Annotated in this window: 10 protein-coding genes; 1 reads left to right on the top strand and 9 read right to left on the bottom strand. The window is 62.4% G+C overall.

Features of this window, described 5'->3' with window-relative positions:
- Positions 1–130 precede the first annotated feature (130 nt).
- Positions 131–4,846 carry a DUF5011 domain-containing protein gene (locus JNK74_24495; GenBank protein ID MBL7649350.1) on the bottom strand — a complete coding sequence of 1,572 codons (4,716 nt, stop codon included), beginning with the start codon at positions 4,844–4,846 and terminating at the stop codon, positions 131–133.
- Between the two features lie 95 nt (positions 4,847–4,941).
- Positions 4,942–6,042, bottom strand: a complete 1,101-nt coding sequence (locus tag JNK74_24490) for a pyridoxal phosphate-dependent aminotransferase (GenBank protein ID MBL7649349.1) — start codon at positions 6,040–6,042, stop codon at positions 4,942–4,944.
- Positions 6,043–6,255: 213 nt separating this feature from the next.
- Between JNK74_24490 and JNK74_24485 the strand changes: the two genes are divergently transcribed.
- A complete protein-coding gene (locus tag JNK74_24485) occupies positions 6,256–8,964 on the top strand; it encodes a right-handed parallel beta-helix repeat-containing protein (GenBank protein ID MBL7649348.1) in 2,709 nt (902 codons plus the stop codon).
- Between the two features lie 148 nt (positions 8,965–9,112).
- Here the strand turns inward: JNK74_24485 and JNK74_24480 are convergent, their stop codons facing one another.
- The 7 genes from JNK74_24480 to JNK74_24450 form a co-directional block, all read right to left on the bottom strand.
- Positions 9,113–10,456 carry an HlyC/CorC family transporter gene (locus JNK74_24480; protein MBL7649347.1) on the bottom strand — a complete coding sequence of 448 codons (1,344 nt, stop codon included), beginning with the start codon at positions 10,454–10,456 and terminating at the stop codon, positions 9,113–9,115.
- A 401-nt stretch (positions 10,457–10,857) separates the two neighbouring features.
- Positions 10,858–11,868, bottom strand: a complete 1,011-nt coding sequence (locus JNK74_24475) for a glycosyltransferase (protein MBL7649346.1) — start codon at positions 11,866–11,868, stop codon at positions 10,858–10,860.
- Between the two features lie 8 nt (positions 11,869–11,876).
- Positions 11,877–13,262: a hypothetical protein gene (locus JNK74_24470; protein ID MBL7649345.1), complete on the bottom strand. Its 1,386-nt coding sequence runs from the start codon at positions 13,260–13,262 to the stop codon at positions 11,877–11,879.
- Entirely contained in the window at positions 13,259–13,960 is a 702-nt protein-coding gene (locus tag JNK74_24465) for a hypothetical protein (GenBank protein MBL7649344.1), read from the bottom strand. Before JNK74_24465 ends, JNK74_24470 begins: the two co-directional genes overlap by 4 nt.
- Positions 13,961–14,020: 60 nt before the next feature.
- Entirely contained in the window at positions 14,021–15,124 is a 1,104-nt protein-coding gene (locus JNK74_24460) for a Gfo/Idh/MocA family oxidoreductase (GenBank protein MBL7649343.1), read from the bottom strand.
- A 49-nt stretch (positions 15,125–15,173) separates the two neighbouring features.
- Positions 15,174–15,827: a ThuA domain-containing protein gene (locus tag JNK74_24455; protein ID MBL7649342.1), complete on the bottom strand. Its 654-nt coding sequence runs from the start codon at positions 15,825–15,827 to the stop codon at positions 15,174–15,176.
- Positions 15,828–15,836: 9 nt separating this feature from the next.
- On the bottom strand, positions 15,837–16,418 hold the full coding sequence (locus JNK74_24450; protein MBL7649341.1) for a ribosomal RNA adenine dimethylase domain-containing protein: 582 nt from the start codon (positions 16,416–16,418) through the stop codon (positions 15,837–15,839).
- Between the last annotated feature and the right edge of the window lie 307 nt (positions 16,419–16,725).

The following is a 16,725-nucleotide window of genomic DNA, read 5'->3' as shown; positions in this document are numbered from 1 at the left end:
ACACCCACTCAGCACACGCGTCAATCCCGTCCAGCGGACTGAAGGGAAATGCTCACGCACACACTATAAAGACTGCCCGCGGACGATCCTGATCGAACGCGGGCAGTCGCTTATAGTCTCATATTAAGGGTCAGCTTTTCCTCGTGACGCCTGTCCAGGCGCTCAGCGTCATCAACGCGACACCCATCAGGAAGAGATCTCCCAGGTAATGCTGGAGCTTCGCGGAAGTGTTATCCGCTTCGCAACAGCCCGTTCCCGGCTCAAGTTGTGCGTTCAACTCGGCCAACGACAGGAACCCGTCGCCGTTGAGATCCAAGGTATCAAAATCGCCGTCGGTCAACTGCGGATATGCCGCTCGGGCCTCACCAATTGACAGCAGGTCATCCTCGTTTGTATCGGAGGCGACAAACGCGTCAATCAACAATTGGGCGATCTGGTCCAGATTCAATTCACCTTCACCTTCACCTTCGCCTTCGCCTTCGCCTTCGCCTTCGCCTTCGCCTTCGCCTTCACCTTCACCTTCACCTTCACCTTCACCTTCACCTTCACCTTCACCTTCACCTTCACCTTCACCTTCACCTTCACCTTCACCTTCACCGCTGCAATTGTCCAGCACGACAACGGTACGCTGGGCCACGGACTCGTTGCCCGCCAGGTCGATTGCCGTGTAGGTCAGCACATATTCACCTGGAACAGTGGTGTTAACAGCGCCGGCTGTCACCACGTCGACTGCGCCGTCGATATTATCGTCGGCGGTTGCGCCTGGATCGGCATAAGGGCCTGAGGCGCAGTTCACGATATTGGCGCCGTCATTGTTGTTCAGCACGGTGATATCGGGCGGTGTCGAGTCGCTTGCCGAGAGGAGAATGGTGGCTTCATCGATAAGCTGCGGATCGCGCACTTCGGCCGAGTTTTCTTCGAATCCGTTTGCGGCGGCGAAGAAAGTGTAGTCCGTTGGTGGAAGGGCGGGAAACACGTAAACGCCATTGTCATTCTGCGTGATGTCGGGGAAATTGGGCGGCTGTACCCGCACTGTGGCGTTGGTGATGGGCGCCTGGGTGGATTCGTTCTCCACGGCCACGGCGACGGTTACGGTGAGCAGGGTGGCGTTGGAGGTGAGGCGGTAGGGTGTGAAATCTACGGGACCTTCCATGCCGGCCTCGATGGCAAAATAGTCATCTGTACCCCAATCGTTCGCCTCGGCCTTGAGGGTCTGACCCGACTCGTTGACGATGTATTTCCCGCCGGTGGCTTCAAAGGTATTCGACCCGGTATTTTCGAGGTCGTTGACGTCGCCCAGCACGGGGAGGGGTGCGAGAACATCACCTTTCAGGGCGGGCGCGAGAATCCGGATGGCTTCGCCCGCGATGCCCCGGAAGGTGTTGCCCGTGATGTTTACGGCGGTGTCCTGGGTCATGACGCCGCAGCTTACGTTTTCGATGGTGCAATTCTGGAGGACCGAAGCCGAGGATTCGAGGCCGGAAATTTGAACGCCCAGATTGGCGCCCGGCTCGCGCCCATCCACGACGACATTCTCGAGTACAAGGCTTTCGCTGTCGGCACGCACGAGGATTGCGCCGTCGGCGGGTCCGTTTTCCGGCATTCGGACGGTGAGATCCTGAAGCGCGCCGCCGGCTGTGGCGTCCAGGAGGACCGCGCCCACCTCGTCGAGGGTGGCGGGGTCGGGTTCAATTACGGTGGACTCAGGCGCGCCCGGATTTGCGCCCGCGATGCGGATGTTGGGGGCGAACTCGACCGTTTCGGCGTAGTTTCCCGCGGCGAGGCGGATGCCAATCTCGCGTTCCTCTTCGAAGAGTTCGAGGGCGAGTAGAAGGGCGTCGCGGACGCGGCCGAAGGGCTGTCCGGCGGTTCCGAGGGGGTCGGGGGCGTTCAGTTCCGCCGCGTCGACCTGGACTTCATCGAGGACGACGACTTCGCGGGCGACGGTGGGGGCGGTATTTCCGGCGTTGTCTTCACTGACGAAGGTGACTTCATAGACTCCGGGGGTATTGGTATCGACGGTGTCGCCGCCGATATTGATCGACTCCGTCAGATCGCCCCCGCACTGGTCCTCGGCAATGGCGCCGAGGTCGGTGACGGGTGTGCCGGCGAGGACGGTGATACGTTCGGGGCCGACGAGGTCCATCTCAGGCGCTTCGCTGTCGCCGACGAGTACGGTCCGCGTGACGACATCGGCGGAGTTTCCGCTGCTGTCCGTGGTCTCGTAGGTTATGGTGAACTCTCCGGGCTCGACAATTTCCTTGTTGTAGCGTTTTCCGTCCGCGGCGGTGATGGTTTTGGTCACAGTGGTTTCGCCATCGCAGTCGTCGGCGCCGGTGGCGCCGGGATCTTCGAGGAGGTCGCCGCATTCGAGCTCTATGACGTCCGGCCCGTTCATGATGATGCCGGGGGCACCTTCATCCGCGACGATGACGCGTCGGCGGAGCTGGGTTGCGGGCAGTTCGGCGAAGCCGTTGTCTTCGATGATGTCGTAGGTGATGATATAGGTGCCGCGCTGGGTGATATCGACCACGTCGCCGCCTACGACGACGCCGTCGAGGGGATCGCCGGAGCCGCCCGATTCCGCGGTCGCGCCGGGATCTTCGAAGAAGCCGACGGTACACTCGACGATAACCTCGGTATCGCCGTTGAGGGTGATGAGGGGTGGAATCCCGTTGACGACGGTCACGGTCCGCACGCGCTGGGCGGAATTGCCGCTGCTGTCTTCGACGGTGTAGGTCACGAGATACTCCCCGGGCGTATTGGGGTCAACGGTGTCGCCACCAATGACGACGCTGCCGTCCAGGGCGCCTTCGCAGACGTCATCGGCAAGGGCGCCGGGTTCGATGTAGGCGCCGCCGATGGCGACGGAGAGTCGGGGGGAGTCTTCGAGCGTGAGCACCGGGGCGGTGGAATCTTCGACGGTGACGGTTCGTATGAGCTGGGTGTTGTTGCCGTTGGCGTCGGTAACGCTGTAGGTGATGAAGTAATCGCCGAGGGCCGCCTCATTCACGCCGCCGGAGATTTGAAGGAGGCTGGTAATCTCGCCGTCCACGTTGTCTTCCACGGTGGCGCCGAATTCCCGGTAGGGCGTTCCGCATTCGAGGTTCAGGGTCTCCGGGCCATTGAGCGTAATGACGGGTGGGGTCGTGTCCGGGATGGCTACGGGGAGGCTGAAGGGAGACGTGTTGCCGCCCGCGTCGGTCAGGGTTGCGGTGAGGTTCATGCCCTGGTAGGGCTGGAGGTCGACATCGGCGGTAAACGCGCCGCCCGCAACTTCCAGGGCCGTGATGAAGATTTCACCTTCGTTTTCCTCGTCGGCGAAGAGCTCGACGGTTCCCGCGGCGATCGCCTCACCGGCCAGGGGGGCGAGTGCGGTTATGACGGGGCGGGCCAGTTCGGCATTGCCGCCGTTCAGCAGGCGAATAGCTTCGAGGCGGTTGCCTTCGAAGGTGGAATGGCTGATGTGATTGCCGAGGCTTGCCGGGCCATCGACGACGATCCCGATACCGCTGTTCTTTGCAATGGTGTTGCCTTCGCCGGGGCCCGAGCCGCCGATGCGGTTGGCGTTTGCGCCCTGGCGGATCAGGATGCCGACGGCATTGCTTTCCAGGCTGCCGCCGTCGATATCGGGGCCGATGAAATTGCCCTGGATCACGTTGCCCGTGGTGGCGACGCCCTGGAGGCGAATGCCCTCACCGGCGTTTCCGGAGATAACATTGCGCTGGTTCGAGTCGGGACCGCCCACGGCGTTATTCGATGCGCCGAAGGTGATGTCGATTCCCCGCGCCCCATTGGGGATGGGGTCCTGTCCGGAGGCGTCGAGGCCGATGAAATTGGCCCGAACGACATTCAGGTCCGTGCCGGGCCCGTGGATGGCGATGCCATCGCGCCCGTTGCCCGAGATAATGTTGCCCGCACCGGCATCCGCGCCGCCGATAAGATTGGCGGAAGCGCCGGCCCCGATGCGCACGCCGGCGACCCGGTTGGGAATGGCCTCGGTTCCGCTCGCATTGACGCCGATGGCGTTTCCCTGAATGAGATTGAGTCTGGCTCCGTCGTCGGAAATGCGAATGCCGTCTACTCCGTTTCCGGAGATGACGTTGGCCTGGCCCGCGTCGAGGCCGCCGATGGCGGTGCCGCGCACGCCGCCCTGGAGGCGAATCCCGCAGTCGCCGTTGGGCAGGGGGAGGGTTCCCGATGCGTCGGTGCCGATGTAATTGCCTCCGATGCGATTGTCGAGGGCTTCCTCAACCAGACCCCGTTCTCTCGTGATGAAGACACCGTGGCGTCCATTGCCCGAGATGATGTTGCGATCGGCGGGGCTGTCGCCTCCGATGGTGTTGTCCGAGGCTCCGAGACTGATTCGGATGCCATCCCGTCCGTTGCTGCGCGCCGTAGCGCCGTCGTTGCCGATGTTGCAACCCCGCACGATATTGCCCGTGGCCGTTGCGCCGCCAATGGCGATGCCGTCGGCGGGAAAGTCCACGATGGCGAGGTTCTCGATGGTGTTGTTGGGGGAGGCGATGATGAGGCCGATCTCGCCCCCGGTCAGGAGTTCGCCGCTGAGTGTAACGGCGAGATCGCCGTTGATGGTTGTGGCGCCCTCGGTCAACTGAGGCAGGACACTGTCCACCGCGATCGAGGCGCCCGGGCTCAGGGAGAAGAGGATGGTATCCGCTTCGCCATTGCTGTTGGAGGTTTCGATGGCCTCGCGGAGCGTTCCCGGTCCTTCCGAAGCCGTGGAGGTAACCGTAAGGGTCGCGGCGGGTGCGCTCAGGGCGCAGAGCACCGGAATCGCGCTCAAGAGAGCCTTGACAACGAACACGGCAGCAGATTTGCCCATGAGATTTCCCTTAACTTCTTCCTGAATTGACCCGATGCCACTTTGCTACAGTATATCGGGAGTCGGGGAAGTTGGCAAGGCGCGGGGGAAAGGGGTTACCCTCCGATTCGCTTGAGGATCTCAATTCCCCTGAGTATGGTCTCATTCTTTGCGGCGAATGAGATGCGAAAGTGGGTCTTTCGGGCGCTGAACACGGAGCCGGGAATGATGAGGAGGTTGTTTTCGATGGCCTTGGCCACAAAAGCGTCGCCATCGCCACCGGGGGCCTCGGGGAAGATGTAGAAAGCGCCCCCGGGCCTGGTGACGCTGAAGGTGTCCTTCAGGCCGTTGTAGATCAGGTCGCGCTTCTCGCGGTAGGCCGCCACTTTGGGCTCCATGTCGGCCTGGAGCGCTTTCACGGCGGCTTTCTGCACGATGGAGGGCGCGCAGACGAAGGTGTACTGCTGGAGGGTGTTCATCGCCTGTATGATGTCGCTCGGCCCAGCCGCCCAGCCCAGACGCCAGCCGGTCATGCCCGCGGACTTGCTCAGGCCGTTGAGGAGGATGAGCTTGTCGTACATCCCCACCATGGTCGCGGCCTTTTCATCGTAAAGGAGCGACTCATAGATTTCATCGGTGATGACCAGGAGGTCGTGCTTCTTTGCGACGGCCGCGAGGGCTTCCAGATCGGCCTTGTTCAGGGTGACGCCCGTTGGGTTGCCCGGGGAGTTCACGATGAGCATTTTCGTCTTCGGCGTGATGGCGGCCTCGACCCGCTCGGGGGTGAGCTTGAAATCGGGGTAGGTGTCCACCGGCACCGGCTTGCCGCCGAGCAGGTTGATGAGGTGGGTGTACATGACGAAGTAGGGGTCGGCAAAGATGACTTCATCGCCCGGATCGATGGTCGCCATCAGCGCGAGGAAAAGGCCGCCGGATACCCCGCTGGTGATCATGATGTTTTCGGCTTTTGCGCCAAATCGCGTGTCGTAATACTGGGCCACGCCCTCGCGCAGCTCCTCAATGCCCCAGGTCTGGGTGTAGCCGTTAAAGCCGGCCTGAATCTGGGCGATGGCTTCGTTCTTTACCACGGTGTCCACGTCATAGTCCGGCTGGCCGATGCTGAGGTTGACGGGGTCTTTCATGGTGGCGGCCATGGCGAAGATCTTGCGGATGCCGCTGGCGTCAATGCGGCTCATACGTTCGGCGAGGATGGGCATGGGGGAGTCCTTGTGAATGCTGGGGTGGTTGTGGAGGGGCATTGTAGCGACTGGGTGGTGGGCGGTGCAATTGGGGGGAGTGGATATCGGACGGATCCGACGGATTGGACCGATCAGATCGGTCTGATCCGTCCGATCCGTCCGATTCGCTTGATTCACGGTGTGCGCAAGTCTACCATTCACGCCAGACCGATCCAACGGAAGGAAACCCCAATGAAAACCCGCTCTCTCGCGCGCATCCTTTTCATCGCCACCGTCACAACGCTTTCGAATTTTTCGGCCCGGTGCCAGCCTCTCACGCTCCACCTCACACCCGATGGCAACGACACGGCCACCGACGGGCCCTTTGCCACCATCGCCGGTGCGCGGGATGCCATCCGCAAGCTCAAGGCCGCCGGGCCGCTTTCTGGTCCGGTGCAGGTCGTGGTGGGCGATGGCGAGTATGGCATCACAGAGCCTATTGTCTTCACGCCGGAAGATTCCGGTACGGCGGAAGCCCCGATCACCTATGAGGCCGCGCCCGGTGCGAATCCGGTTATCCACGGCGGCCGGGCCATCACGGGCTGGCGGCAGGAGGGCAACTTCTGGGTGGCGGATATTCCCGCCGTGCTGGACAGGTCCTGGACCTTCAGCCAGTTCTTTGTGAATGGCGAGCGCCGCACGCCCGCGCGCACGCCGAACGCCACGAACCTGGCCGGTGATTATCCGGAACCGAACGACCTGTTTTACACGGTGGGGCCGGTGATGGAGAAGAATCCCACCACGGGCGAGGAAACGAAGAGTGCAACACGCTTTTACTACAAGCCGGGCGATCTCACTTCGTGGGCGAGTCTTCAGGATGCCATCGTGGTCGTGTATCACTCGTGGGAAACGGCGCTGCTGCGCCCGAAGTCCATTGACGAGTCCAACCGCATCCTTGAGTTTACGGGACCCACGAACTGGGGCTTTGGCTACTGGCATCCGGATCAGCGCTACTACATCGAGCATCTCTTCGAGGGGCTGGATCAGCCGGGCGAGTGGTTCCTCAACAAGAAGGAGGGGCGTCTGTACTATTTGCCCATGCCGGGCGAGGACATGAACACGGCGAAGGCCATGGCGCCCGTCGCGCCGCAGTTGCTGCGCCTCGAAGGCAAGCCGGCCGAGGGCCAGTTTGTGTCGCACCTCAACTTTCGCGGCCTGAAGTTTTACTACACCGAGTTTGCGGTGAAACCCGAGGGGCACAGCGACGGCCAGGCGGCCGCCAGTGTTCCCGCCGCCATCGAGGCGACGGGTGCGCGCAACGTGCACTTTGACCAATGCGAGGTGGGGCATCTGGGCACCTACGGCGTGTGGTTTCGCCGTGGCAGCCAGGACAACAAGCTGACTCGGAGCGAGGTGTATGATCTGGGGGCGGGCGGTATCCGCGTTGGCGAGGGCGCGAGTCCGGCGACGGAGAATGAGGCCACGCTGCGCAATGTGATCGACAATAACTTCATCCACGACGGCGGGCGGGTCTTCCGGGGGGCGGTGGGGGTGTGGATCGGGCGCAGCTCGTACAATCAGCTTTCTCACAATGAGATTTGCGACTTTCGCTATACGGGTATCTCGGTTGGGTGGTCGTGGGGCTACGACGAGAGTTCGGCCCACGACAACATCATCGAGTTCAATCACGTTCACAACATCGCGAAGGGCCAACTCAGCGACACGGGGGGCATCTACACGCTCGGCGTCTCCCCCGGCACCGTCATCCGCAACAATATTTTCCACGATGTGCTTTCCAGTCCCAAGGTTTCCGGGGGCTGGGGCATCTATTTCGACGAGGGCAGCACCGGCATCCTCGCGGAGAACAACCTGGTCTACAACACCCTGACCGGCACCCTGCACCAGCACTATGGCCGTGACAACCGGGTGGTGAACAACATCTTTGCCTTCTCCCATGGCGGCCAGCTTATCCGCTCGCGGGAGGAAGAGCACAACTCCATTTTCTTCGAGAACAATATTGTCTATTTCAACAACAACGCGCTCCTCGGCAGCACATGGAAGAACGGTAATTTCAAACTGGACAAGAACGTGTACTGGACCTCGATGCCCGATGTGGTGGAATTGGGCGAGATGGATTTCGCGGGCCGCACGTGGGAGGCCTGGCGGGCCGAGGGCCATGATGTGAACTCGGTGATTGCGAATCCCGGCTTCGAGAATGCCGAGGCGGGCGACTTTCGACTCAAAGCGGATTCGCCCGCGCTGGCGTTGGGCTTTAAACCGATAGTTTACAGCCAGGCGGGCTTGTACGGGGATCCGGGTTGGGTCGAGAAGCCCCGGAAAATCGAGCGGAAGCCATTTTCTCCGCCCGCCGCGCCCAGGCCCGTGGCGATCGACGAGAACTTTGAAGCGACGGCAGTGGGCAACCTCGCGGAGGGAGCCCATTCGAACGAGGAAGGGGAGGCGACGGTGCGGGTGAGCGATGAGCAGGCGGCCACGGGTATGCGCAGTCTGAAGTTCAGCGATGCGCCTGGACTCACCGCCCAGTACAACCCCCATGTATTCTATACGCCGGGCTACAGGACGGGCAGGGCGCGGGTGAGCTTCTTGATCCGTGTCGAGGCCGGGGCGGTGTTCTACCACGAATGGCGCGACAGCCAGAATCCCTATCAGGTTGGGCCGAGCCTGTGGTTCAACAAGGGGCAACTCATGGTGGGGGGCAATGTGCTGTCGCCTCTGCCGGAAGGGCACTGGGTCGCGGTGGAGATTTCCTGCAAACTCGGACGCGAGGCGGACGGCACCTTTGATCTGGGGCTGGTCGTGCCCGGTATGCCGCCCCAGGGTTTCACGGGTCTGGCGTGCGGCTCGCCCACCTTTCGCCGCCTGGACTGGATGGGGTTTGTCTCTCCGGCAACAGAGAAGTCGGCGGTGTTTGTGGATGACGTGAAGGCGACGGTGGAGTGACCCATGACGGAACCGTCCTGCGTTTTCAAATGAAGCGTGGGACAGTCCCGCACACGTGGCGTGTCCGCCTCGGTCCGGTTGACGGGCAGAGGTAGGGTTGATTTTTCCGTACTGGGCTTAGCTGCGTGCAGGACAGTCCCATTCGCGCTTACTCCGCCACGGCCCCGTCGTCGTTCACTTCGGCGGGGCCCGTCTCGGGCACGAACTCGACGAGGGCCTTGTCTACGCGGCGTTCGTCCATGTCCATGACTTCGAAGCGGAGTCCGCCGCAGATGAAGAAGTCACCGGCGGTGGGGATGCGGCCGAGTTGGGCCATGATGAAACCGCCGAGGGTCTTGAATCCGCCTTCGACTTCTTCGGCGATGGGGTGGCCGGGGAACATGGCATACAGGTCTTCGATGGCGAGGCTTCCGTTGAGGAGATAGGAGCCGTCCTCGCGGCGGATGACGTCGGGGTCTTCTTCTTCACCGGCCTCGGGCAGGCTGCCGACGATGCATTCGAAGATATCGTTGAGGGTTACGACACCCTGAACGCCGCCGAATTCGTCCTGCACGATGGCGAAGTGGATGCCGGAGGACTTGAACTGGCGGAGGAGGCCCAGGGCGCGGGTGGTATCGGGCACGTGGAGCGCCTGGGTCATGCACTCGGTGAGATCCACCACATCGGATTTGGAGATGGCGTCCATGATGTCGCGCAGGTGCACTACGCCGAGTATGTTTTCCACGTTGTCGCCATAGACGGGATAGCGGGAGTGCCGGTTTTCTTCGATGACGTCGAGGATTTCGGCGCGCGTGGCGGTCTGGGGGAAGCTCACCATGTCTCGTCGGGGCGTCATGAGGGTGCCGACGCGCCGATCATCGAGGTGGAGCATGCGGATGAGCATGTCCTTTTCTTCGCCGCTGAGGACGCCCGTCTTGGCGCCCTGGCGAATCATCATGCGGATGTCGTCTTCCGTTACGTCGCCTTCGGGTGTCTGCTTCAGGGGCAGGAGCATGAGGATGAGGTTGGTGGTGCCGGATAGCAGGCTGATGAGGGGGGACGTGAGGGTGGAGAGCCAGCGCATGGGGCCGGCGGTGACGCGGCTGATGCCCTCGGGGTTGGACATGGCGATACGCTTGGGGGCGAGTTCGCCGAGGGTGAGGGAGAGGTAGGTGATGAGGAGTACGACGATGCCCAGGGCGATGTTCTGCCGGTGCAACTCCGGCACACCGACCTTCTGGAGCAGCTCGGCCACGGGCGTGGCAAAGCGCGCACCGCCCACGACGCCCGCCAGGGTGCCGATAAGGGTGATGCCGACTTGCACCGTGGAAAGGAAGCGGTTGGGGTCGTCGAGGAGCTTGAGGGCCTCGGCGGCGCCGTGGTCACCCGACGCCGCCAGTTGCTCCAGACGCGAGCGGCGCGCAGAGACGATGGCGATTTCGGTCATGGAAAACAAGCCGTTTCCCATGATTAGGGCAACCAGCAGAACCAACTCCCAAAAAATCTGGGGCATTTAGATCGTATTCCTTGTTGTAGGGGCAAGACGGCGCGCCCAGCAAAGTGGTATTCACGCGTCCGGTTGCCTGTTGTACCGGGATTCCCCGACAGGGTTGAAGTATAGCTAAATTGCGGCCATCCCTGCCCCTTTCTGGCGACCGAACACCGGCTTAGAAGTTTTCCACCATGAATGTGCACCGAGCAGCCGTTGGCCGCGAACCGATGTTTCACCACGAAGGCCTCGAAGAGCACGAAGAACAAAGAGGGAAGGAAGCGTTCTGCAATGGTGATTTCCCCTGCAAACGAAGCAAGGCCAAATCGCACTCGCACCCCCAATTATCTTTGCGCCTTCGCGCCTTTGCGTGCAATAGATCCGGAAGAATGCATGCAACGGAAACTTAACGTCCTCTCCAGGATTCATGCGATGAAGCAGTAGTCCTCGCCCTCGCGGAAGCCCAGGCGGCCCGCGTGGGCACGGATCTCGTCGCGGGCGCCGGGGGTGCCCACGGCGACGACGACGAAACACGCACCGGGCGCGGGGAGGTCTTCGGGTCGGATAACGTGGTAGCCGTGAATTCGCTGACCGATCTTGGCGGGGCGGATATCCGCGACCGCCTGAAGCGTTTCCTGCGGCCATTCGCGCAGCCAGCGTTTGCCGACTTCGCCCGCGCCCCATTGATACAGCGGACGCCCCCTCGTTATTCGCGACTCGTGGAGCCAATGGCGCTTGAATCGGCGGAAAGCCGCTTCGGAATAGCGTGGAGAGGTCATGGAGAGGCGGCCCGGATGTTCGCGCCAGTCCAGGAGGGCTTCGGGCACATTGCCGAGGTGGTAGCCACTCCGCCAGAAGCGCATCACGAGGTCGTAATCTTCCGGGCCATCGAAATCCCGGTAGCCTCCGATGTTTTCGAAGGCCGCGCGGCGCATCATGAAGGTGGGGTGGGCCATGGGGCACTCGACGAACAATTCCCGCTCGATTTCTTCGTGGGTGGTATTGCGGTTGAGCCACGTTTCGTAGCGCCTGCGTCCGGAACCGATGTTTGGGCCGCCCATGCGCACCCGGGTGCCGCATAGTCCACCTTGCGGGTGGGCGGTGAACCAGGCGAGCTGGCGCTCCAGACGCTCCGGGTGGGCGACATCGTCCGCGTCCATCCGGGCGATGAAATCGCTCCGGGCGGCAGCGCAACCGTCGATGAGCGTGGGTACCAGGCCCCGATGCGGGCAACGGCGCAGAACGACACGCGGGTCTGACGCGGCGAAGCGGCCAGCGATGGCGGCGCTATCGTCGGTTGAACCATCGTCTACGATGGTCAGTTCCCAGTCGCGGTGAGTCTGGGACTGGATGGATTCCACCGCGCGCGCGAGGGTTTCCGCGCCGTTGTATACGGGCAGTACGACCGACAGGGTTGCGGGAGGTGGATCGGGCATTGACCGGGTCACTTGAGGGTGACGATGAAAACCGCAAAGGCGTGGGGGGGCATCACGTGGGAGAAGGTAGTGGCCTCCGGGGTCAGGTTCAGTCGCGCGGGGGTGACGACTTTGGGGGCCTCGAAGGAATTCTCGGCCGTCGGAGAGGCGGCGGTCAATATGCGGCCCGAGAGGTTCACAATGGTGGCCTCGCGGATTTCCACCTGCAGGGGGATTTCGTCGGTGCAGCTCAAGTTGGCCACGGTGATGCAGAGGCGCTTTCTGGCTCGGGAAGTACTCACGGAGAGGGCGGGGACGGAGGATGGTCCACCGGCGGCGGGGGGCAGCGCGAGCCGGGGACTCTCCAACTCGTTGAAGAGGAGGCGGGCGTCCTTGTGGGGCTGCATCATGTCCACCACGTGGTAGGCCGGTGTGAGGAACACTTCGCTGTCCCGGGTCTTCACGAGGCAGAGGAGGCTGTTGACCGCCTGGGCCATGGCTGCCAATCGGAGCTGGGCGGCGTGATCGTTGAAGCAGTGGAGGAAGGCTGCGGTGAGGAGGGCGTCGCGCAGGGTAACGGGTTGGTCCAGGCCGCTTTCGGGGGTGGCTTCCGGGTGTTTGACGCCCCACTGGGAGACGGCGATGGTGGGCGGGTTTTCGGGGCTAGTGCTTGCTATGGACAGGGCGAATCGGCGAAAAGAAGATTCAAACCGACAGAAACTGGCGATAGAATGGAGGTAGCCCTCTTTGCCGAAACTGGCCCCGCCGGTTGTCTCCAGTATATGGCTGGTGTGGTGTGTTTTTGTGGCGTTTTGGTTTGTTTTTGTTGGCAACTTTGCTTCGGAGGTCTCGGTAATTTCGGAATTCAATACCCGAAGCGATTCTTCATCACCCCCGCCTGTGTAGGTCCAGCAGGGCACCTCGAAGGGGTCGGGGCTGCCATTGTGGGTGCGGAGGCGGGTCAGGGATGTGTCTCCGCCGAAGGTGCAGTACTCGATCCATTCGAGGGCATCGCGGTAGGAGCCTGTGGCGCTGTTGCAGGTGATCCAGGGCTTGCAGCCCACCTTTTCGCAGAGCAGCATGAACTCGTGGGTGCCGAAGGCGTTGGGCTCGATTTGCTGCCAGGGGATGTTGACCCGCTGTTCCCGTGCTTTGCCGGTGCCGATGCCATCGCGCCAGTGGTAGTAGTTGGCGAAGGTATCCCCGGGCCACTTGAGCACGGGGACGCGGAGGTGCTTCAGGATGGCGAGGACGTCCATCCGCAGTCCCTCTTCATTGGAAATGCGCGAGGCGCGACCGATCCATATGCCTTCGTAAACACTCTGCCCCACCATTTCGATTTGGTGTCCGTAGATTTCGGGGGCGATTCGGGCGCGGGTGATGGCGGGCCAGACCCGGAGTTTGGCGGCGGTCATTCGAGGGGGGCCCCGGGCGCGTCAAACTGGTTCATATAGGGGAAGACGCGATCGGAGACGAAAGAGCGTACGCCGCGGCAGTGGTCGGTGATGATCCCCATACCGCCCGGACCGATGGGTTCGCGGGTGAAGATGCCCTTGGCCTCGACATAGATCTCGTTGCGGCTCTGGCGAAAGGGTTCGATGGCGATCTGGAAATTGCCGGGATACTCGTCGGTGTCGGGGAAGTGAAAGCGCAGGCCCGCCATGGCGATGGGACGCTGAAAGTGCTGACCGACTCGGCCCTGTTGTCCGCACATGTGCTCGAGGACGAAGACTCGACCGTCCTGCACGTGGGTGAGTGCGAAGGTGGAGCGGACGGTGGCGGTATGGGCGATGAACTGATTCACCCCTTCCATTTCCAGGACGCGGGAGCCGATAGCGTCGACTTTGTCGAGGAAAGCGTTGAGTGGGATTTCCGCCCATTCTTCCAGAATGAGGAGGCGATCGGGCAGGAAGAGGCAGATCGACTGGGTGCGCTTGCCGCTTTTCGAGTAGAATCGGGCCTGGGCCGGATTGGTGAAGTCGGAGGCGTCGTAGGCGGCGTTGCGGGTCTGGGACAGCTCATAGTAGAGCTTTTGCAGGGCCTCTTTTTTATAGCGAAGGGGGGCGTGGATAAGCTCAACCCCGAAATGTATTACGCGATCTTCTGATTGCATGAAATCCGCCTGTTCTGGACCGTGGCCGAAGGGCCGGGAGTATCGTGATCCCGTACCATACTAGGAATCGACCCCGCCTTCCAATAAATTCATGGGCATGGGCTCGGGTCGCGGGCAGCGCGTCGCCAGGGACACGAAGGTGCGCGCGCCGGCGGAGCGGTGGAGGGCCTCCATGCAGTCGAGGACGTGGAGGGCCATTCGCGCGCTCGCGCGGGGTTCGCGCCCATCCTGAATGGCCCGGGCCATTTCGGCCAGGCCGAGGCCGCGGGACTGGCTGGCGTAGGTATGGCTCAGGGGCACATCGGCGAAGGCGTCCGCACCGCGCCGCTTGAGTCTGATGGGCCCGCCGAAGGTGTTGGGGTCGGCCACCTGCAGGCTGCCCTCGGTGCCGTGGATCTCCAGGTGGGGCAGGGAATGGCCGATGGCGTCGAAGCTCATGATGAGGGTGGCGAGGGCGCCGCTTTCGAAGGCGAGGGTGCCGGAGACGTGGGTGGGCACCGCGACGGGCACGGCCTGTCCAAATCGGGCCTCGCTGGTGATGATGCGCTCGGAGGCGGCGGCCGTGGTCATGGCGCATGCCTGGGTTATGGGGCCGAGGAGCGTGACCAGGGCGCTGAGGTAGTAGGGGCCCATGTCGAAGAGAGGGCCGCCGCCGGGGGCATAGTAGAAGGCGGGATCGGGGTGCCAGGATTCGTGACCGGGGCAGAGCATGAAGGCGGTGGCGGAGACGGGCCGACCGATCCAGCCGTCATCGATGAGTTTTCGCGCGGTCTGGATTCCGGCGCCGAGGACGGTATCCGGCGCGCATCCGATGGTGACGCCCGCCGCGCCGGCCTGCTCGAGTAGGGAGATGGATTCCGCGAGGGACAGGCCGAGGGGCTTCTCGGTGTAGGCGTGTTTTCCGGCGGCTATCGCGGTCCGGAGCACCGGGGTGTGTGCCTGGGGCGGCGTGAGGTTCAGCACCAGATCGACTTCGGGGTCGCCGGGGAGATTGGCCACGTCCAGTACGCGGGGAATGGCGTGGCGCACGGCGGCGGCTTCCGCACGTGCGGGGTCCCGATCCGCGCAGGCGACGATTTGGAGATCGCGAAAGCGCCCGCCGGCTTCGAAATAGACGGTGGAAATGTTGCCGCAGCCGATGAGGCCCACGCGCATGGGGTTCATGAGGTTGCTCCCGCGCTGAAGTTTGTTCGTCGTGGCCGAGGGGCCCGGGTCAATCCCGCGCGGCCCAAAGCATGCCACGGGTCATGATGGTGAAAGTTTCCGGCTGCTCGAACTCGTGGGGGGCATGGCCCAGGGCGGAGTAGAATACGCGCCCGGCGCCCCAGTGTCGCTTCCACACGACGGGCATGACGACGCCATCGATCCACGGATGAACCGCGCCGGTGAAGGTGGTGGTGGCCAGCACTTCGTTGGAGGGGTCCACATGCAGGTAGTACTGCTCCGAGTGCACAGGGAAATCGACGAGGTCTTCCATGATGGCGTCATCCGGTCGGGTAATGTGGACGCGGTATTCCAGGATGTTGCCCGGGTGGGCGACGAACTGGCCGCCGCACATGAACTGGTAGGCGGTGCTGGCGCGAAAGGCGTCGCCCATGCCGCCGTGCCAGCCGGCGAGGCCCACGCCCGCTTCAATGGCGGCGAGGAGGTTGGCCTCCTGCGATTCGCTCAGGGTGCCCATGGTCCAACAGGGGACGATGAGGTGCTGGGTCGCGAGGAAGTCGGGCTCATCCAGGATGGCGAGGCTGTCCGAGAGGGTCACGGTGAAGCCTTCGCCTTCGAGGAAAGGAACAAAGCGGCGGACGCTGGCCTCGGGCTCGTGGCCCTCCCAGCCGCCATACACCATCAATGCGGCTCTGCCGCTCATGGGCAATCCCTATTTCTTTTCCGCGATGAATACGACGCAGGGGGGGAAGTTTTTCCAGATGGGCTCGGAGCATTTGACCTCGCCGAAGCGCTTCACCATTTTTTCACGGAAAAACTTGCGCCCGGACGGGACAAAAGGACTCACGGCATAGGCGAAGGTGACGAAGCGGCCGCCGGGCTGCAGCACATCGTAGGTGGCTTCCAGGATTTCGTCCTGCAGGGCGTCGTCAAAGCGGGTCCAGGGGAGGCCGGAGACGATGGTGTCGCATCCGCTGAATCCGGCTTCTTCCAGGTACTTTCTTGCGTTCTGGGCGCAATCGTGAATCACCTTTACGGTCGGACAACGATCCTGGGTGACTTTCACGAATTCTTCGTTGACTTCGAGCGCGATAAAAAACGCATCCTCGGGCTTTTTGGCGAGAATGGCTTCGGTAAAGACTCCCGTGCCGGGGCCATACTCCACAATGACCTTCGCCGTGCGAACCTCCGCCATCTCCGTCACGATATCCGCCAGTTGCTTGCCGCTGGGGGCGATGGCACCCGTGCTCTTGTTGGCACGGATAACCTCTTTCATGAAGCTGAGGGTGCTCAATGGATCTGCTCCTTCCTGGCCGCCGGGAGGGGCGATACCGGGCCCGACAACCGCAAGCGGCGGGGCCGCGTCGGAAATAAACGTGAGGTATGGCTGGCCATACGAAATTTCGAAGTGCTCTGCTTTCAGCGGGTTAGCACGAAAATGGGCATGGCGGTAACGCCGTGGCCCGCTGTAGGAGCTATTGTGCCATAGCGCCGGGGAAAATCACAAGAACGGGGGGAGCAATGCTGAGTGATCCCCAGTTTTCGATTCTTTGCAATTGTTTGCGTGGCAGATAGTTAGCTGTTGACGTAGCGCCAAATTT

It is taken from the genome of Candidatus Hydrogenedentota bacterium, assembly GCA_016791475.1.
GTDB lineage: Bacteria > Hydrogenedentota > Hydrogenedentia > Hydrogenedentales > JAEUWI01 > JAEUWI01.
The sequence above is the reverse complement of the archived record's forward strand: the minus strand, read 5'-3'. Positions and strand labels throughout refer to the sequence as shown.